The organism is Parvularcula mediterranea (assembly GCF_013085255.1).
Classification (GTDB): Bacteria; Pseudomonadota; Alphaproteobacteria; order Caulobacterales; family Parvularculaceae; genus Parvularcula; species Parvularcula mediterranea.
In genome coordinates this window covers 1,536,266-1,554,559 of record NZ_JABFCX010000002.1, presented here as the reverse complement: position 1 = coordinate 1,554,559, position 18,294 = coordinate 1,536,266, and the positions used below count along the sequence as shown (strand labels likewise).

General features: G+C 63.0%; 18 protein-coding genes. 7 read left to right on the top strand and 11 right to left on the bottom strand.

Features of this window, described 5'->3' with window-relative positions; translation table 11 throughout:
* Positions 1 to 95: 95 nt before the first annotated feature.
* From HK107_RS08105 to HK107_RS08085, 5 genes are all read left to right on the top strand, one after another.
* The gene (locus tag HK107_RS08105; protein ID WP_173198368.1) at positions 96 to 1,247 is read left to right on the top strand and encodes an LptF/LptG family permease; all 1,152 of its coding nucleotides are present in this window, start codon (positions 96 to 98) and stop codon (positions 1,245 to 1,247) included.
* Complete coding sequence (locus tag HK107_RS08100) at positions 1,244 to 2,350, top strand: LptF/LptG family permease (protein WP_173198366.1); 1,107 nt, start codon at positions 1,244 to 1,246, stop codon at positions 2,348 to 2,350. Before HK107_RS08105 ends, HK107_RS08100 begins: the two co-directional genes overlap by 4 nt.
* A 68-nt stretch (positions 2,351 to 2,418) precedes the next feature.
* The gene (locus tag HK107_RS08095; RefSeq protein ID WP_173198364.1) at positions 2,419 to 4,632 is read left to right on the top strand and encodes an LPS-assembly protein LptD; all 2,214 of its coding nucleotides are present in this window, start codon (positions 2,419 to 2,421) and stop codon (positions 4,630 to 4,632) included.
* Between the two features lie 54 nt (positions 4,633 to 4,686).
* Complete coding sequence (locus tag HK107_RS08090) at positions 4,687 to 6,522, top strand: ABCB family ABC transporter ATP-binding protein/permease (protein WP_173198362.1); 1,836 nt, start codon at positions 4,687 to 4,689, stop codon at positions 6,520 to 6,522.
* A 123-nt stretch (positions 6,523 to 6,645) separates the two neighbouring features.
* Positions 6,646 to 6,978 (top strand): hypothetical protein, encoded by a 333-nt coding sequence (locus HK107_RS08085; protein WP_173198360.1) that lies wholly within the window; start codon positions 6,646 to 6,648, stop codon positions 6,976 to 6,978.
* A gap of 64 nt (positions 6,979 to 7,042) precedes the next feature.
* Here the strand turns inward: HK107_RS08085 and HK107_RS08080 are convergent, their stop codons facing one another.
* Both HK107_RS08080 and HK107_RS08075 read right to left on the bottom strand, forming a co-directional pair.
* On the bottom strand, positions 7,043 to 7,678 hold the full coding sequence (locus HK107_RS08080) for a uracil-DNA glycosylase family protein (RefSeq protein WP_233061176.1): 636 nt from the start codon (positions 7,676 to 7,678) through the stop codon (positions 7,043 to 7,045).
* Positions 7,665 to 7,919, bottom strand: a complete 255-nt coding sequence (locus HK107_RS08075) for a DUF3126 family protein (RefSeq protein WP_198912335.1) — start codon at positions 7,917 to 7,919, stop codon at positions 7,665 to 7,667. The genes HK107_RS08080 and HK107_RS08075 overlap by 14 nt, the downstream gene beginning before the upstream one ends.
* 53 nt (positions 7,920 to 7,972) lie before the next feature.
* Here HK107_RS08075 and HK107_RS08070 point away from each other — a divergent pair, with 53 nt between their 5' ends.
* Positions 7,973 to 8,425, top strand: coding sequence for a copper chaperone PCu(A)C (locus HK107_RS08070; protein ID WP_173198358.1), 453 nt, complete (start codon positions 7,973 to 7,975; stop codon positions 8,423 to 8,425).
* 6 nt (positions 8,426 to 8,431) lie between these two features.
* Here the strand turns inward: HK107_RS08070 and HK107_RS08065 are convergent, their stop codons facing one another.
* The 4 genes from HK107_RS08065 to petA form a co-directional block, all read right to left on the bottom strand.
* Complete coding sequence (locus HK107_RS08065) at positions 8,432 to 9,310, bottom strand: S-methyl-5'-thioadenosine phosphorylase (RefSeq protein WP_173198356.1); 879 nt, start codon at positions 9,308 to 9,310, stop codon at positions 8,432 to 8,434.
* Positions 9,311 to 9,467: 157 nt separating this feature from the next.
* A complete protein-coding gene (locus HK107_RS08060; RefSeq protein ID WP_198912334.1) occupies positions 9,468 to 10,430 on the bottom strand; it encodes a cytochrome c1 in 963 nt (320 codons plus the stop codon).
* A gap of 2 nt (positions 10,431 to 10,432) precedes the next feature.
* The gene (locus HK107_RS08055) at positions 10,433 to 11,749 is read right to left on the bottom strand and encodes a cytochrome b (protein ID WP_173198354.1); all 1,317 of its coding nucleotides are present in this window, start codon (positions 11,747 to 11,749) and stop codon (positions 10,433 to 10,435) included.
* A gap of 3 nt (positions 11,750 to 11,752) precedes the next feature.
* Positions 11,753 to 12,379, bottom strand: coding sequence for a ubiquinol-cytochrome c reductase iron-sulfur subunit (petA, locus tag HK107_RS08050; RefSeq protein WP_173198352.1), 627 nt, complete (start codon positions 12,377 to 12,379; stop codon positions 11,753 to 11,755).
* 377 nt (positions 12,380 to 12,756) lie between these two features.
* On the opposite strand from petA, the gene hemF reads away from it, so the two are divergent.
* Positions 12,757 to 13,629 carry an oxygen-dependent coproporphyrinogen oxidase gene (hemF, locus tag HK107_RS08045; RefSeq protein ID WP_173198350.1) on the top strand — a complete coding sequence of 291 codons (873 nt, stop codon included), beginning with the start codon at positions 12,757 to 12,759 and terminating at the stop codon, positions 13,627 to 13,629.
* Here the strand turns inward: hemF and HK107_RS08040 are convergent.
* Genes HK107_RS08040 through dksA form a run of 5 tightly spaced genes read right to left on the bottom strand, consistent with a single transcriptional unit; the run spans position 13,626 to position 18,247 of the window.
* Positions 13,626 to 14,054: a hypothetical protein gene (locus HK107_RS08040; protein ID WP_173198348.1), complete on the bottom strand. Its 429-nt coding sequence runs from the start codon at positions 14,052 to 14,054 to the stop codon at positions 13,626 to 13,628. The two genes, hemF and HK107_RS08040, sit on opposite strands and share 4 nt — an antisense overlap.
* 55 nt (positions 14,055 to 14,109) lie before the next feature.
* Positions 14,110 to 15,210: a hypothetical protein gene (locus tag HK107_RS08035; RefSeq protein WP_173198346.1), complete on the bottom strand. Its 1,101-nt coding sequence runs from the start codon at positions 15,208 to 15,210 to the stop codon at positions 14,110 to 14,112.
* Between the two features lie 11 nt (positions 15,211 to 15,221).
* Positions 15,222 to 17,174, bottom strand: coding sequence for a hypothetical protein (locus HK107_RS08030; RefSeq protein WP_173198344.1), 1,953 nt, complete (start codon positions 17,172 to 17,174; stop codon positions 15,222 to 15,224).
* Positions 17,175 to 17,205: 31 nt separating this feature from the next.
* The gene (locus HK107_RS08025) at positions 17,206 to 17,829 is read right to left on the bottom strand and encodes an XrtA/PEP-CTERM system exopolysaccharide export protein (RefSeq protein WP_233061174.1); all 624 of its coding nucleotides are present in this window, start codon (positions 17,827 to 17,829) and stop codon (positions 17,206 to 17,208) included.
* Between the two features lie 52 nt (positions 17,830 to 17,881).
* Positions 17,882 to 18,247: an RNA polymerase-binding protein DksA gene (gene dksA / locus HK107_RS08020; protein ID WP_173198853.1), complete on the bottom strand. Its 366-nt coding sequence runs from the start codon at positions 18,245 to 18,247 to the stop codon at positions 17,882 to 17,884.
* Between the last annotated feature and the right edge of the window lie 47 nt (positions 18,248 to 18,294).

Below are 18,294 nucleotides of genomic sequence, written 5' to 3'. Positions count from 1 at the left end.
GGCTCGGGGCCTCGTATCGTTCGTCACAGGCGTGCTAGGCGTCGCCAGCGATTTGGGGAACCCGCCCCGTTTGTCCAGATGATCAAAGGTCCGTAGTGAGCCGTCTCGACCGTTACCTCTTCCAAGCGACGTCGCTGCCCTTTCTGATGATCCTCATCTGCACGACGGCCGTGGCGTGGCTGACCCAGGTGCTGCAACGGATGGACATCATCGTCGATGATGGCGGGACGATAGCAGCCTTCCTCAAGATCACGCTCCTCCTGATCCCGAGCCTTGTCGGTATCGTGATCCCCGTCGCGCTCCTCGCGGCGTGTCTCTACATCCTCAACGTCCTGATGGTGGATAGCGAGATCCCGGTCATGCGCGCAGCTGGCGCCAGCCGGTTCAGGATCGCGCGGGCGCTTCTCCTTCTCGGCTTCATCGCGGCAGGGGCGGTCTACTGGATCAACCTCGACCTCGCGCCGAAGAGCCACCGTCAGCTTCGCGAGACGGTCTGGGATGTGAGGTCCAATATCGCCTCGTCATTGGTCCGGGATCAGGTGTTCACCGACGTCACAGGCCAAGTCACTTTCTACGCCGAAGAGGTCCGGCCGGGCGACCAATATGTGGGCCTGCACATCTACGATACGCGGAATACCGAACGGCCGGTCACCTACACGGCAGAGAACGGTCTTTTCACCGTAACCGAGGCAGGGCCTAGGCTTTACCTGCTTAGGGGCACCGGTCAGTGGAAGGATGCCGAGACGGGCGAGATCGAGATCGTGCGCTTCGAGGAGACGGCTGTAGACCTCGAAGGGTTTGCGGACGGACGACCGGTCAACAAACCGTGGGAGACTTCCGAGCGGTTTCTGAGCGAGCTTTTCAACCCCGATCTCGAACGGCCCTATAACCAAGAGTATCAGGGCGTCTTCAGGGCCGAGGGCCATGCCCGGTTGGCGACGCCTCTCTACTGCATCGCCTTCGTCCTGATCTCGGCGGTTGTGATGCTATCCGCGACGACGAGCAGGCGGGGATACGGTCGGCGCATCCTGATCGCCGCTGCGGTCTGTGCCCTCCTCCGCATCTTCGGCTTCCTTGCTCAGAGCCTCGCTTCGGAGAACGCTCTCTTTGACCGGGTGCAGTACGGGCTGCCTCTCCTCGGGATCGCCGTGGCCAGCATCGCGCTGATCAACCCGCGGAGCGTGTCGTCCCGAACCTTGAGAGAGATTGAGGCACCGACACCGAAACGGGAAGGAGCTCCGGCATGATCGGTCTGACCCTTCCCGAGCGGTACATCATGCAGCGCACCTTGCGCGGTATCATCGTGCTCGGTCTCGCGTCCTTTGGCCTGACCGTTTCGATCGACTTCCTCGAAGCCCTTCGGCAGGTCAGCGAGCTGCCAGGCGCTGGTGCAGCGCAGGCGTTCGAGCTCACGCTCCTCAGGACGCCCCAGCTCCTGATGATCCTGTCGCCATTCATCGTCCTCTTCGGCACGCTGATGGCCTTTGCCCAGCTTGCGGGCTCTTTGGAGATTGCCGTCTTCAGGGCCGCAGGCTTCTCGGTCTGGCGTGTGGTCGGGGCGCCGGTCCTCTTGGCGCTGGCCATCGGCATGTTCCTGATCGCCGTGGTCGATCCGCTGACGACGCGCATGTCGCTGACCGCCGACAACAAGCTCGCTTCCTACCGGGGCGGCGCGACGGAGACGACGCCCAAGGCGTTCCGCGATGGTGTCTGGCTCAGGCAAGACCTTGCCGAGGGTCAGGTCCTGATCGTCCGTGCCGAGCGGATCAATGTGACCACCGGGGAGTTCGGCGAGCTCCTCGTCTGGAGAAAGACGCCCATCGGGACCCTGATCGAGCGCTTCGACGCGGCGGACGGTCAGCTCGAAGGACAGACCCTCACCCTCCTCGATGCCAAGCGTTCCGTGCCTGGAGCTGATCTTTCGGCAGAGGTGGGCGACGTCTCCTTCCCCATGACCTTTGTCATCGACGACCTCGCCAAGTCCGGTGACCGGCCGGAGGTGCTGCACCTCTGGAACCTGCCGGGCCTCATGGCGCGGATCGGCAATGCGGGCATCCCGCTCGAGCCCTATGCGCTGAGGCTCAACGAGATCTTCGCGACGCCGGTAAAGCTCGCAGCGATGGCGGTCCTCGCCTGCGTCTTCGCCCTCCCCATCCACGCCCGCGGAGGCGGGACGGCGCGGCTGATCCTGTCCGGTATCGCGGCGGGGTTCCTGTCCTTCATCCTGATCCAGTTCAGCCAGACGATCGGTGAAGCGGGCCTCATCCCGGCAAGGATTGCGGCCTGGACACCGCCGCTCGTCACACTGCTGGTCGGATTGACGATTCTTCTTTTCCAAGAAGACGGTTAGGCGCTCCTTCCCCCTTGAGACGTGGTTAAGACCGGTTCACTAGGGAAGTCTGGCCCACCGGAGACCTCATGCTCGCCAGCCTCCTCTTCTCGCTCAGCGCTGCCCTGACCGTTCAGGCGACAGAGCTGCCCCCTGCGCAGGAAGACGATGTCCTTCTGTCTGCGGAGCGGGTCTATCGCGAGGACGAGAACGGCAAGCTGATCGCGGAAGGCGACGTCCGCGCAGCGAGCGAAGAGCGCTTCGTCCGGGCCGACCGGGTGATCTACGATCCTGAAACCGGCCTCGTCACCGCCGAGGGCAATGTCGCGGTGAAGGACGAGAACGGGCAGCTCTATTTTGGCGACACGGTGGTCCTGTCCAAGGACCTGAGGAACGGCATCGCGGAGGCGTTTGCTGCCGAGTTGGCACCAAACGGAACGCTCGGCGCTGCCTCAGCGATCAGGCGGGCCAACGGCAAGAACGAGCTCAGGCGCGCGAAGTTCACCCTGTGCGAAGTCTGCGACGAGGGGCTGCGCGCAGACCGTCCGGTGTGGCAGCTGAAAGCCCGCCGGGTCATTCAGGACGAGGAGAACAAGGTCCTCCGGTTCCGCGACGCTTTCCTCGAAATCTTCGGTGTACCTCTTATTTATACGCCTTACGCCCAGCTCCCGGACCCTTCGGTCGAGCGGGCATCGGGTATCCTTCCCCCTGAGATCGGCGGATCCACCCGGCGCGGGACCGAGGTGGAACTCCCTTACTATTTCGCCATCTCGAACTATCAGGACTTCACCTTCTCGCCGCGGAACTTCTCCGATCTCGGACTGCTGATGAAGGGTGAGTATCGCCGGAACACGCACAACTCCGACCTGATCATTCAGGCTGGGGTCATCAATCCGACGAACGACCTGACAGAAGAAGGCGGCGACCCCGACTCGACGCGCTGGCACTGGTTCAGCCGCTACCGCCGCGACCTGCCGATGCAATGGCAGCTCGAGGCCGATATCGATGGTGTCTCGGACAAGGGCTATTCCCTCATCTACGACATTGCGCCCGAGGGTGAGCTGCAGGAGGAGATCAACATCCTCCGTCCTGACAGGCTTGCGAGCAATCTCAGCTTTTCTCGGAATACGGAGCAATCTCGCACGGACCTCACTGGCTATCTGTTCCAGACACTGCGCCTGAACGAAGACCAGCGCTTCACCGCGCAGGCCCTGCCGCGGATCAGGCATGACCGTTTCTACAAGGCTCCCGGTGGCGAGATCACCGTCGGCGGCAGCCTGCTGAGCCTCCTGCGCGAGGACGGCGTCGACAGCTTCCGTGGCTCGGCGCACCTGCGCTACCAGGGCGTGAAGCTCACCCGCAGCGGTCACCGCTTCGAGGCCTATGGCGAGGTGCGCGGCGATCACTATGCCTATCGCGACGCCGATCAAGGCATCCAGCCCTGCAATGTCGCGGACAGGTTCTACAACACTTGCCGCCAGTTCCTACCGCGGGATGGTCAGGAGACGGAGTTTCAGGTCTCTCGCTTCCTGCCGACCATCGGCGCGGAGTGGTCCTACCCCCTCGCCCGCATTGGCGAGAACACGAGCTTCATAATCGAGCCTCGCGTGCAGGCGGTCGTCAGCCCGACGCGCAGCTTCCGGGACGACATCTTCAACGAGGACAGCCAGTTCTTCCAATTCGATCAGATCACCCTCTTCGACTATAACAAGTCGACGGGCCTCGATCTTTGGGAAGACGGCCAGCGGGTGAATGCGGGCGTCTCGGGCACGGCAGCGCTCGGCTCCGGCCTCACGGTCAACGGCATGATCGGCAACCAGTTCCGTCGCGAGCAATCCGACGCCTTCGATGATGAAGGCGGCATCGGTGAGGTCCAGTCGGACTATGTCGGCGCGGTCGACATCCGCATCGGCAAGAACCTTGTGCTCGATAACCGCTTCCGGATTGATGACGACACAGGCGCCTTCAGGCGGCTCGAATCGCTCGTCTCCTCGCGCATCGGTCCCCTCTCGGCAAACCTCAACTATCTCCGTGTAGAGAGTGATGACTTCGAGACGAACCAGATCCTCGACGAGTTCCTGACGGTCTCGGCTGCGTGGCGGGTGAACAAGCATCTCAGCATCGCGGCGCGTCAGGCCCAGAACCTCGACTCTGGCGAAAGCACCCAGACGGAGTTCGCCGTCCGCCTTGCCAACCGCTGCGCGGCTGTCTCGATCCGCTACCGGTTCGACAACTCGACGGTCGCAGGCTTTGAGCAGGATGAGGAAATCCTCGTGAAGTTCGACATCCTCGGCTTCAACTAAGGCCGCAACGCGAAAGCCTTCGTAATGCCGTAAAATCGGTCTTATGTGGGCGCCATGTCCGATCCGAAACCAGACCTCGAAAGCGCCCGCCAGACCAAGCTGAGCGAGCAGATCTCCAACCTCGGCCTCCTCTTCCCCTATCTGTGGAAGGAAGGGCGGCCGTGGTTCAAGGTCAGGATCGTTCTTTCGATCGTCGTGATCATCCTGGGCTCCTTCATCACGGTGCAGGCGCCGCTGGTGCTCGCGGACGGGATCAACCGGATTGCTGAGCAGGACCTGACCCAAGGGATCATCGCCTCGGTCATGGGCTTCATCGTCGGCTATGGCCTCTTGCGGTTCCTGTCGGCGGCGATCCCGAACCTGCGGGAGTTTCTGTTCGCCAAGGTCGGCCAGACGGCCCAGCGCGAAGTGGGCGTCGATGTCTTCCGGCACCTGCAGGGGCTGTCCTTACGCTTCCACCTCGAGCGGAAGACGGGGAGCCTTCAGCGGGTGATGGAGCGCGGGAACCGGTCGATCGATTTCCTCTTCCGTTTCCTCCTCTTCAATATCGGGCCGACGCTGCTGCTTCTTGGCTTTGTCTGCATCATCTTCGCGGCGCGGTACGAGCTGGCGCTGTCGGCGGTCGCGCTGGTGACGGTGGTGGGGTACTTCTGGTTCACGGCCAGCTCGACCGAGTGGCGGCTGAAGTTCCGTAGGGAGATGAACGAGAGGGACCAGCAGGCGGCCCAGCGCTCGGTCGATGCCCTTCTCAACTACGAGACCGTGAAGCTGTTCGGTGCCGAGGCGCGTGAGACACACCGCTACTCGAAGGCTCTTGAGAGCTATCAGGATGCGGCCATCCGCTCGAACCGCTCCCTCGCATGGGTGAACATCGGCCAGGCCGCTATCATGAATGGCGGGATGATCGCAGCGCTGGGGCTGACCGCGCAGGGGGTCGGTGATGGGCGTTACGGGGTCGGTGAGCTGACGGCTGTAAGCCTCATCATGATGCAGCTCTACCAGCCCCTCAACATTCTCGGCTTCGCCTATCGCGAGATCAAACAGTCGCTGATCGATATGGAGAAGATGTTCGCCCTTCTGAAGATCAGGCCGGATGTCGCCGACCGTCCGCATGCGGAGGCTCTCTCTGTCACCGAGGGCTCGGTGTGGTTCAGGAACGTGCGCTTTGGCTATGGCCGGGGGCGCGAGGTCCTGAGAGGCATCAGCTTCGAGGCGCCCGCGGGGAAGAAGACGGCCATTGTCGGTCCGTCTGGCGCGGGCAAGTCAACGATCGCACGGCTTCTCTTCCGGTTCTACGATGTGACGGGCGGCGCGGTGCTAATCGGTGATCAGGACATTCGCGACGTGACGCAGGCAAGCCTTCGCGCCGGGATCGGGGTGGTTCCTCAGGACACGGTCCTTTTCAACGACACGATCGGCTACAATATCGGCTATCCCCGCCCTCGCGCGACACCGGACGATATCGAGAAGGCAGCATGGGCTGCGCAGATCCACGACTTCATCCAGACCCTGCCCGATAAGTACGACACGGTCGTTGGCGAGCGCGGCCTCAAGCTCTCAGGCGGAGAGAAGCAGCGGGTGGCGATTGCGCGGTCTATCCTCAAGAACCCCCCTCTCCTCATTCTCGACGAGGCGACCTCGGCGCTCGATAGCGAGACCGAGGCCGGTATCCTCAGTGCCCTGAACGAAGTGTCCAAGGGCAGGACGTCGATCGTGATCGCGCACCGCCTTTCGACGATCGTGGATGCGGACCGCATCGTGGTGCTCGACCAGGGTCAGGTGGCAGAGATTGGGACCCATGCGGAGCTTCTGGCGAAGGACGGCCTCTACGCCCGGCTTTGGCAGCAGCAATCGTCCGCACGGAGCCGTGAAGACGAGACGGTCAGCTGAGCCATTTGCAACAAAGCTCACATTGAGTCGCAAAGTTCCCGTTTTCTGCGTCGCCGCCGCAATGGAACGAACTAGACCCTAAAGTCCGTGTTAGAGGGTCAGACAACGCGAAAGGGTATTGTCATGGGTAAGATTGTTGCTGCTGTCGTGGTCGTTGTGCTGGCCTTCCTTGGCTACACTTGGCTCTTCGACACCGACATTGAAGGCGGTGAGATTCCTGAAGTCGAAGTCCAGGGTGACGTCGAGCTTCCCGAAGTCGAAGTTCGCGGCCCCGAAGTTGACGCAGGCATGAAGGAAGTCACCGTTGAAGTCCCGACTGTCAGTGTTGACGTTCCGGAAGACGACGCTGATGGCGAAGAGACTGAAGTCATGGACGACGAAGGCCTCAATGTTGACGTTGATGCAGACGTCGACGCTGATGTCGATGTCGACGAAAACGACGAACCGAACCGCTAATCGCGGACAGGACTAGCGTCTGAAGAGCCGGGCCCGCGTCATGCGGCCCGGCTTTTTCGTGCGCTCAGTCACGCAGGGCTTTTTGGATGTCGGCCTGGATTTCCGGCACGATGTCCTCTTCGAACCAGGGGTTCTTCCGGAGCCATGCCGTGTTGCGCCAGCTGGGATGGGGCAGGACATAGAGCTTGGCCCCCGTAGCAGGCTCTCTTGGATAGTCGCGCCACGCACGGACTGTCTCGGTGAGGGTCTTCCGTTTCGCCTTTCCGAGGTGCCAATCCTGGGAATAGCTGCCCACCAAGAGGGCGACTTCGAGGGTCCCTTCAAGAAGTCCGAGCACCCGTTTGCGCCAAATCTCGGCGCAGACCTTGGGCGGAGGCAGGTCACCGCCCTTCCCTGTCTTTCCGGTGCCGTCATAGCCGGGGAAGCAGAAGGCCATCGGCGCGATGGCGAAGCGGCCGCTGTCATAGAATTGGGCCTCGTCGACACCCAGCCATTGGCGCAGCCGGACGCCTGAGGGATCGAGGAAGGGCTTGCCGCCCTGATGGGCGAGATTGCCCGGCGCCTGGCTGAAGATGCCGATCCGCGCGCCTTCGGGCAGCTGGAAGATGGGCCGGGCCTCGGGAATGAGACCCTCCCTCTCGCAGTGGCGACACGCCGAGAGCGCGCCGATCAGCTCGTCTCTAAGCTCAGGCGTTGCCAACGGGCTCGAGATCGACGTCGAGGATCGCCATGTGGAAGTCGTAGGACAGGTCCTCGTCCTCATCATCGCGGGTCAGAACGCCGATGAACTCCTCACCGATATAGACTTCGGAGCTGTCTTCCTTGTTGGGGCGGCCCCGGACGGTGAGGTCCTGGGTGTTGAAACGGCCGCGCAGGAAGGTCTGGAGGAGATTACGTTCTTGATCGTTCATGGTCATCCGCGTGTTCTTGTCTTGGCCCATGGAGTGCTTCCTCCTAAGCCCCGCGTCAAGTTCAGGATCGAAAAGGTATCCCCATGCGCAGCTTCGTGACCGCTCTCCTCGCCAGCCTCGCCCTCACTTCGTGCGGAGTGGATGGCGACGCCACGTCAGGTACGGTCGAGAGCTTCATCAGGCTGCCAGCGCCGGGAGCCGACATGTCTGCGGCGTACCTTTCCGTGACCAGCGATCAGGATGACCGCCTCGTCTCCGCGACGATCGAAGGGGTGGACCGGGTCGAGCTGCATACTGTCCTCGACGAGAACGGCGTCATGAAGATGCGCCAAGTCGAGGGCTATGACGTGGCTGCCGGCGAGACGCTAATTCTCAAGCCAGGCAGCAACCACCTGATGCTGTTCGGTCTCGGCGGCGGTTTCGAAGCGGGTGAGACGCGGGACGTGACCCTGACCTTCGCCAGCGGCCGGGTGGAGACCCTTCCGATTGAGGTCAAGGATCCCCTCCGCAGCGGCGGCGGTCACTCAGGCCACTGATTTTTCTCAGAGCACCCTGCCCGCAATGGCTTTGAGCTTTTCGACGGCCTTCGGGTCGCGCGCTTCGGGCGCGGTCACGATGGCGTAGTCGAGGCAGGTGTCGATGCCGTCAGGGCTCGGTGTCCTCTCGGTACCGATCATCTTGGTGATCTCGCCGACGGTCTTATGGCCCTTGTCACGGTTCTGGCCGAGGATGGCGAGGACTGACGCCACGTCCACGGCGCCGTTGTCTTCGTGCCAGCAGTCATAGTCGGTGACCATGGCGAGGATGGCGTAGGGAAGCTCTGCCTCACGGGCGAGCTTGGCTTCGGGCATCGCCGTCATGCCGATCACATCCATGCCCCATGAGCGGTAGAGCTCGCTCTCAGCTTTGGTCGAGAATTGCGGGCCTTCCATGACGAGGTAGGTGCCCCCGCGATGCACCTTGGCACCTGCGGCTTCGGCGGCCTGGGCGGCTTCCTCCGAGAGGCGCGAGCAGACCGGGTGGGCTATGGAGACGTGGGCGACGCAGCCTGTCTCGAAGAAGCTCGGTGTGCGTCCCTTCGTGCGGTCAACGAACTGATCGACGGCGACGAAGTGGCCGGGCGCGAGCTCCTCCCGGAACGATCCGCAGGCGGAGAGGCTGAGCATATCGGTCGCGCCGAGCATCTTCGCTGCCGCGACGTTGGCGCGGGCGTTGAGGTCTGACGGCGGGATCGAGTGGCCCTTGCCATGGCGGGAGAGGAAGAGAACGCGGACGCCGTTCAGCCTGCCGACCGTGACGGGTGCTGAGGGCTTGCCCCACGGGGTCTCGACATCGCGCTCGTCCTCAATCGTCAGGCCGGGCATCTCGTAGATGCCGGAGCCGCCGAAGATGGCGAGGCAGGTTTCGCGTGTGTCGGTCATGGGGTGCTCCTCGGGTGTTTCGCGTGCGGTAGCAGGGTTGGGTGCGCTTCGCGCGCTTTGTTTTTTTGATAGGTCCTGGATCAAGTCCAGGATCCATCACGAAAAAAGCCGCCGACCCGAGGGGCGGCGGCTTTTCAAAAGGAAATCCAGAGAGAGCTTAGTGCTCGATGTTCGCCGAGCTCCAGATCTGGCGGTACGAGGCATACGTGATGCCTGCGAAGATGAAGAGGTAGGCCATGACGAAGGTGCCCATGCCCTTGCGCTCGTCGAGCTTCGGCTCAGCGGCCCAGGCGAGGTAGCTCACCACGTCCTTAGCGTACTGCTCGATCGTCTCTTCGGTGCCGTCTTCATAGGTGACGATGCCGTCCGTGAGCGGAGACTTCATCTTGAAGGCACCGCCGTAGATGTGGCCGTCGGAGGAGACGTATTTCGGGTCTTCCGCAGCGCGCACGGCGTCTTCGATGATCTCACCGTTCTCGTCGATGTACTCAGGCTTCATCAGGCTGAGCGTGTCGCCGGGATAGTAAGGATTGTAGTACTGACCACCCGGGACCTCGATCGTCTTGAGGTCTTTCTCCGGATAACCCGTCAGCAGGCTGTAGATGTAGTTCGCGCCGTTGACGCGGGCCTTCACGAGGAGGCTCATGTCCGGCGGATAGGCGCCGCCATTGGCCGAAGCTGCCTGCTGCACGTTCGCATACGGCGAAGGCAGATAGTCAGCGGGCAGGCCTGGACGCTCGAACATGTCGCCTGCTTCGTCAGGGCCATCGGTGATCGTGTATTCAGCCGCGAGGGACTTCACGATCGGGTTCTGGGCCGGGTCGGAACAGTCGGTGGAATCAGGCAGGCCAAGCTCGACCGGGCACTCTTCGAGGTAGAACGGACCGGCCGGGTCACCGAGGTGACGGAAGGCGATCAGCTTCATCGAGTGACAGGCCGCGCAGACCTCGCGGTAGACCTGGAAGCCGCGCTGGAGGCTGTCGCGGTCATAGTGACCAAACGGGCCGTCCCAATACCACTCCTTGGACTTGGGTTCCTTGGCAACGCCAGCAGCAGAGGCGGCACCGGGGAGGATGGCTGCCGCAAGAGCGGCAGCGGTGAGGAGCTTCTTCATCATCATTCTTACTCCGCCGGAGCCGGCTGTGCGCCGCCTGCGGTAATGGGAGCCGGGCTCTTCGCCTTGCCCTTCTTCGCTTTGTCGCTGAGCACCGCGTCGGCAATCGACTTGGGCAGCGGCAATGGTTTCTCCGTGACCGACAGGACCGGCAGGATCACCAGGAAGTAGGCGAAGTAGTAGAGCGTCAGGATCTTGGCGAAGACGACATAGATGCCTTCCGCCGGTTGAGCGCCGAGCCAGCCGAGGCCGAAGAAAGCAACCATCAGGGCCCAGAAGAACTGCTTCGCGATCGGACGGTAGCGCATCGAGCGCACCTTCGAACGGTCAAGCCACGGCACGACGAACCAGATCAGGATCGAGCCAAACATCGCGATAACGCCGCCGAGCTTGGAGTCGATGAAGAGGAAGTTGAAGTCGATCGCCCGCAGGATCGCGTAGAACGGCAGGAAGTACCATTCGGGCACGATGTGCGCAGGTGTCACCAGAGGATCGGCTTCGATATAGTTGTCCGGGTGCCCAAGCGCGTTCGGCATGTAGAAGACGAACGCCGCGAAGAGCAGCAGGAAGACGACGATCGCGAAGCCATCTTTCACCGTGTAGTACGGGTGGAACGGCAGCGTGTCCTTCTTCACGTCCTTCACATCGACGCCGGACGGGTTGTTGTTGCCCGGCACGTGCAGCGCCCAGATGTGCAGGATCACAGCACCTGCAATGAGGAACGGCAGCAGGTAGTGCAGCGCGTAGAAGCGGTTGAGCGTCGGGTTGTCGACCGAGAAGCCGCCCCAGAGGAGCGTCTTGATCGGGTCACCGATCACCGGGATCGCCGAGAAGAGCGAGGTGATAACCGTCGCGCCCCAGAAGCTCATCTGACCCCAGGGGAGAACGTAGCCCATGAACGCGGTTGCCATCATCAGGAGGAAGATGACCACGCCGAGGATCCAGAGGATCTCACGGGGCGCCTTGTAGGAGCCGTAGTAGAAGCCGCGCGCGATGTGGGCATAGACCGCGATGAAGAACATCGAGGCGCCGTTCGCGTGCGTGTAGCGCATCAGCCAGCCATAGTTCACGTCGCGCATGATGTGCTCGACCGACAGGAAGGCATAATCGACATGCGCCGTGTAGTGCATGGCGAGGACGACACCGGAGACGATCTGAACCATCAGGCAGATCGCGAGGATGCCGCCGAAGGTGTACCAGTAGTTCAGGTTCTTGGGCGTCGGGAAATCGACGAAGCTGTCATAGCCGAGGCGGACGATGGGCAGACGCTCATCCACCCATTTCTCGACCCCGGTCTGCGGGTTGTAAGTGCTTTGATGGGACATGCGTTACCCCAGTCGGATGTTGGTTTCGGACAGGAACTCGAGCGGCGGAACCGGGAGGTTCGTCGGCGCTGGGCCCTTACGGATACGGCCTAGGCTGTCGTAGTGCGAACCGTGGCAGGGGCAGAACCAGCCGCCGAAGTCGCCGCGGTTCTCGCCGGTCTCGGTGCCAAGCGGAACACAGCCAAGGTGGGTGCAGACGCCGAGGACGACGACAAAGCCGCCCTGCTGGATGCGGTTCTCGAGGGTCGCATCGGCGGTGCCGATATTGTCGTTGCGGGCCTGGGCGTCCTTCAGGGTCGCCATCGCCACGCCGTCGTCGGTGGCCTGCTCGTCTTCCGTCAGGCGGCGGATGAACACAGGCTTGCCCTGCCAGATCGTCTTCACGGCCTGACCCGGCTCGACGCCAGCCACGCTGACCTCTTTTTGGGCGAGCGCGCGGACGGCGGCATCGGGTGCGAGCTGGCTGACGAGCGGGATCACGATCCCTGCGCCTGCCGCCGCCGCGGTGCCTGCTGCGAGCAGGTGAATGAACTCACGCTTGGTGGGTTCGTTCGAGTCGGGCTGGACCCAGTCGCCTTTCGGCCGGTGCTGGTTGATCAGTTCGCCCTGGTCTTCGGTCGTGGAACTCATCGTTGCCTACAATACCTTCTAAATTTTCCTGCCGCAGGTGCCACGAAGCGCCCGCGAGGTCTAGTGTGCAGGTGCGGGATTGCCGCCCTTTTGTAAATGTGCCGGGTGGTCGCGCGACCCGCGCTCCGGGATGACATATCTGCCAGATATTGCGGTGAACTTAGGGCCAGAAGGCAAAATGATCCGGCGTCTCGCCTGTGCGCCTCGGCCTCGCTGAACCCCATAAAACCCGCAGTCCCTGACGAGCATGCTTCAGGTAAGAGCTCAGCTGTTCATTTGGAGGCGCGGCGCCTGCGTCAAAGGTGGTCTGCGGCCTCGGCTGCATACGAGACATTCCTGAGTTGTGGTGCTTCAGGGTCTCCCCTACCCGTCCCGCCATGACAGACCTCGACCTTCAGAAATCTCGCGCCAGCCAGTGGTTCCGCTCTCTTCAGGAGCAGCTCATCGCAGCCTTCGAGAAGCTCGAGGACGATGGCGGCGATCTCTATGACGGGATGGAGCCCGGGCGATTCGAGCTCGAGGAATGGGAGCGCGGTCCTGAGCAAGGCGGCGGCCGCATGGGCCTCATCGAAGGCCGGGTCTTCGAGAAGGCTGGCATCCATTTCTCCGAAGTGCACGGAGAGTTTTCCGAGGAGTTCCGGGCGCAGATCCCCGGTGCTGAAGAGGACCCGCGCTTCTGGGCCTGCGGGGTCAGCTTGATTGCCCACACCCGCAACCCCCATGCCCCTGCCGCGCACATGAACACCCGGATGGTGGTCACGTCGAAGCAGTGGTTCGGCGGCGGCGGAGACCTCAACCCGATGCTGTCAGCCTATCGAACGCAAGAGCACGACGATTCGGTCTTTTTCCATGAGGCCATGGAGAAAGCCTGCGCGGCCAGCGCGTCAGGCGACTATCCACGGTTCAAGGAGTGGTGCGACACCTACTTCTGGCTGCCCCACCGGGACGAGCCCCGGGGCATCGGCGGCATCTTCTACGACCGGCTGAACACGGGTGACTGGGAGGCGGACTTCGCCTTCACCAAGGCGACGGGCGAGCAGTTCCTCGCCGCCTACCCTGCCCTTGTCGCCAAGCGGATGGACCAGCCGTGGACGGATGATGAGCGCGAGGAGCAGATGTTTCAGCGCGGCCGGTATGCGGAGTTCAACCTGCTCTACGATCGCGGCACGACCTTTGGGCTCAAGACCGGAGGCAATGTGAAGTCGATCCTGTCGAGCCTGCCGCCTGTGGCGACCTGGCGCTCGCGCTAGTCCCTGCCTCCGCGGAGGCCGTCGAGCCCACCAGCAATGCAGGCGACCCCTGCCGCAAGGCTCCCCCATGCGCCCCAGCCCATGAGCTGGGCGCTGCTTTCAAGCAGGGTCAGGACCGCTGCGACCGCGCCAGCAGCCCCGACGATCAGCACGACGAGGCTCGTGAGCCTGCCGATGAGAGGCAGGAGGCCAAAGACCGAGAGGACGGCGGCGATGGCTCCTCCGATCACGGTGTAGGTGACGAGACGGTCCCTGAGGCTACCCGTCGGCGCGCACTCGCCGGTGAAGCTCGGGTTGAGATCGAGGAAGCAGTCCTTCGTCGTCTCGGCGAGATCATAGCCGTAGACCTGGCCTTCGCCCGCTCCCGTCCAAGGGCCTGCATAGGCGACGAGCGCAAGAACGAGCGGCAGAAAGACCCTGATCATCGGCGTGACCCCCACGGAAAGACCGGGGAGCATTAACCTATTGAGACCGCGCGCTCTAGCGCCTGATGCTGTCGCCGCTGAGATTTCGCATGTCGGAGACGAGCGTTTCGGACGAGTCGCCTATGCGCTGCCGCCTGTCTGCATGGCGGTCGTAAAGCGAGGAAAGCCGGGTCTTCGCAAGCTCCAGACGCCCCTGAATATGAGCGATGTCGCCTCGGATGTCTTCGAGCGCCGAGAAGACGCGGGGGTCGACCGCGGGCGGGATGTCGTTGGCGGGACCCTGCTCCGGAAGCCTTGGCTGGCCTTCGCCGAAACGTGGGAAGGACCTGCTGGGTGCCCCGGCGGCTTCGGAGCCAAGGTCGAGGAGCGCGCGCTCGATATCGCTGGCGGATGGAACGTCTGCTCCCGACGCATCGGGCATGACGTGGCGGGCTTCGAGGGTGCTGCCTTCCTCCCGCACGAGCCGCGCGATGGCGTCGTCAAGGAGGCTGCCTGCCTTGCCAATCAGGCTGTCACTCGCGATCGAGAATGCGTCGATGGCATCGTCCGAGACCCGGATGGCGAGGCCCGAGGCTGCCAAGACGCTCTCGATAAAGCGGCGCATCTCGCCGGGCTGCATAGCTCCGATAATCAGCGCCGGAACGCCGAAGGCACGCGCCAGTGTAGGGTCTGACGTGCTGATCAGTGCGCAGAGGCCTGCGCCTCCCTCGTCCATTGGCCTGCAGAGCTCAGCGAGCTCTTCGCGGCATTCGGGCTGGGCGGTCTGAAGGTTCGGCACGACGGCGAAGAGCGTCTCTCGTGCCTCACGTGCGTCAGCGAGATAGTCGGCGAGACCGAGAAGCGCGGATGAGCCCTCTGCAGGCTGCTGGCCGAAGGCCGCGAGGACCTGCTCAGCGACGAGGCCCGGACGGAGTGCCCGCGCCGCAAGCATGACAGGGGTATCGCCTTCGCGGGCGCGGAGGCTGGCGAACGCTTCGAGGATGGTGCGTTTTCCGATCCCGGGACGGCCAGCGATCACCGAGGGTTCTTCGCAACGCATGAGCGTCTCGGCGAAACTCTCGAAGGTGCGCGAAAGGGCGCCTGACTGAAAGAGGAAGCCGTTCTGACGTGCCCTGGCAAAAGGCGCCGGGGGGTTTCCTCCTTGCGCCTCGACCATGTCACCTCCTGCTAGAACTGTCGCCGCATCCCGATGCGGTACTGGTTCTCCTGATATTCAAAAAGCACGCCATCGAAGAAGCTTATCGGATCAGGCTCCGCCCCGCGAATGTCGCGGCGCAGGTGGGAGTAACGGGCATTGATCGACCAGTTGCGACCGAACTGATAGTTCGCGGAAACCGAATGGAGATGTTCGACAAAGTCGTCACGGAGACGGCCGAATATGACAGGCTCCGCTGCTGGGTTTTCGGGCGGGATCACTTCTGTTGCCAGAGCCTGCGACCTTGCGGAAACCGTCAGCCGCCGGTTCACCCGGCGCTCGATAAAGGCGTCGGCGCGGTACTGATCCCCCTGCCTGACAAGCCCCAGGCGCCCATCATCCTCTTCGAACTCCGGGTCGTTCTGCAGCAAATCTGCCGAGAGTGCCCACGTGGTCCGACCATAGGTCCCCTGCAGCCGGGCGCGGTAGCTCTGCACCGTCTGGATGTTGAAGTTTGCCAGACCACCGAGTTGGTTACCACCGGCGTTCAGGCTCGAGATCCGCTCAATGTCCCTGCTCGACAGCGAGCGGTTCTGGCTTCGAAGCTGCTGGACGAACTGGAGGCCCTGAGCGTTTCCGAAACGGGCGCCTTCCTGAGCTTCCTGGAAACCTGAGGTCACCCTCCGTTGCGCCGACGCATCGAAGCGCATCCTCGGGGTAATCGGAAAGCTGACGTTGGAGCGAACGGTGAACTGATTGTAGCGCTCACCAACCCCAGCCGCGATGCGGATGTCAGGGCGAGGTTTGTAGTCGAAGCCGACATTGTAGAAGACGGCTGACAGGTCCTGAACGCGCGGGTCGTTGACGAACGGATCGTCCGGATCATCCACCTCCGGCAGGAAGATCTCAGGCAGCGGTCCCGTTTCGAGCTCGGCATCATCGTAGCCGACGGATCCCGTCAGGGCGAAGGTCGTCGTTAGGGCGTAGCTCATATTGAGCGCGCCAGAGAGCTGCTCGAAGGTCTGCTCCGGGTTCGTCTCGGTTTCCTCTTCCTCGAAGTAGCGTCCCGAAGCTTCAAGCTCAGCGGTCAGGTTCGAGAAGAGCCCACCGGTGGTGTAAAGGACGCCGGCCTCATTGTTGAAGCTCGATCCAAATTCGATCTGTCTGCCGACGAAGAGTTCTTCATCGGGCTCATCGAGGGCATAGACCGCGGAATGGCTGGCCCGCAGCTCGACCATCTGGTCGCCTGCGAGGCGCCACTGGCTGACCGGGGTTACGAAGAAGCCGCCGACGATCAGCTCGTTGATGTTCGCGCCGGGGGCCTGCTGGAGAAGCGCACCGCCTCCACCGCCGCGGGACTGTTCGGTGACGAAGCCGCCAGCCTCGAGGAACAGGCGACGCCCCGCGAGCTCGACCGTCCCGAGCCCCGAGATATTCGGGTCGATGAAGGTCTGCTCGAAGAAGTTCGGGATCGCGACCGTTGGCGTGATCTCGCTGTCGGGAAACTCGTCGAGGAGCTCCTGCGGGAACCCGTTGTTCAGCTCGTCCGCGATCTCTTCGTTGAAGCCGTCGCCATCGAAGAAATGGCCCACACGCACCTGGCCGCGGAGGATGCCCTCGAGGCCCGGACGGGAGTAGACCGACGTTCCGCTGAAGGTCAGCGAAGCGGAGGTCTTGGGAATGTTGTCGACTTCGATCGTGTCGCTGATGATTTCCGGCACGATGCGGAAGCGGCCCGGCTCGAACTCTTCGATGATCGGCAGCGCCGCGAGGAACTCATCATCGAGGATGAAGCGGCGCTCGTAGTTTCCCTCGGGGAGACGCGAGAAGTTATCGGAATGGTTAACCGAAGCCGTGATGGACCAGCTGTTCCCTGCAATCCGGCGCACCTCGCCATCGGCGGCGGGTGCACCGCGCTGGAACGCGAGGGCTTCGCCCCCTGCGAGGAGGGCGATAGCCGAGGTGGCTGTCAGGAAACGGCTCATGGCGCGCGGCATCGGCTGACCGGCCCGCACCCTAGAAGATCGAGTCCGGGATGAGGATCACATCGCCTGGCTGGAGCGGCACGTCAGCGGTGACGTCGCCCTTCCGGAGAAGGTCGCCGAGGCGCAGCTTGTAGGTCTGCTTCTCGCCATCGCGGCCACGAATGAGCTTGGCGCGGTTGCCTGCAGCGAATTCGGTCAGGCCGCCGACAGCGATCATCACGTCGAGGGTGGTCATGCCTGCCTGATAAGGCAGCGCAGCGGGACGCTGGGCCTCGCCAAGGACGCGGATCTGCTGGTCGAAGGTCGAGCTGAAGCCCGTGACGATGACCGTGACTTCCGGCGTGCGGACAAATTCGGTGAGGCGGTCCTCGATGTCAGCGGCGAGCTCGGTCGGCGACTTGCCTGCTGCGACCATGTCCTCGACCAGCGGGGTCGAGATACGGCCATCGGGACGGACGCGGGCCTGCTGGGAGAGCTCGGGCGCCTGCCAGACGAAGACCTGGAGCTCGTCATACGGGCCGATCACATATTCGGGATATTCCTGGCCCTGCAGCTCAGCGCGGGAAATGCCCTCGCTCGGCGGCGGCGTGATGCCGGCACAGGCAGCGAGCATGAGCGCGCCGAGTGTCAGGAAAATGGCTTGAGGTCTCAGCATGGTCATCACCCGTTCTGTTCGCGCCTTCCAGCGCAAGTTCCGTGCCCCCGCGTCAGTCGTCGCGGTGGACCTTCTCGCGCCGTTCGTGGCGCTCTTGTGCTTCGAGAGACATGGTCGCCGTGGGACGGGCTTCCAGTCGTTGAAGTGAGATCGGGTCCCCCGTCTCGGTGCAGTAGCCGTACTCGCCTTCATCGATGCGGCGCAGGGCCGAGTCGATCTTGGCGATCAGCTTGCGCTGCCGGTCGCGGGTCCTGAGCTCGAGCGCGTGGTCGGTCTCCGACGAGGCGCGGTCCACGGCGTCAGGCGCATGGAGCGTCGCGTCCTGCATCTGACCGATCGTCAGCTTGCTCTGCTCAAGGATGTCGTTCTTCCAGTCCTGGAGTTTCTTGCGAAAATACTCCAGCTGCCGCTCATTCATGAACGGCTCATCATCGCTCGGACGATACTCTTCTTGCTCGGCAACAG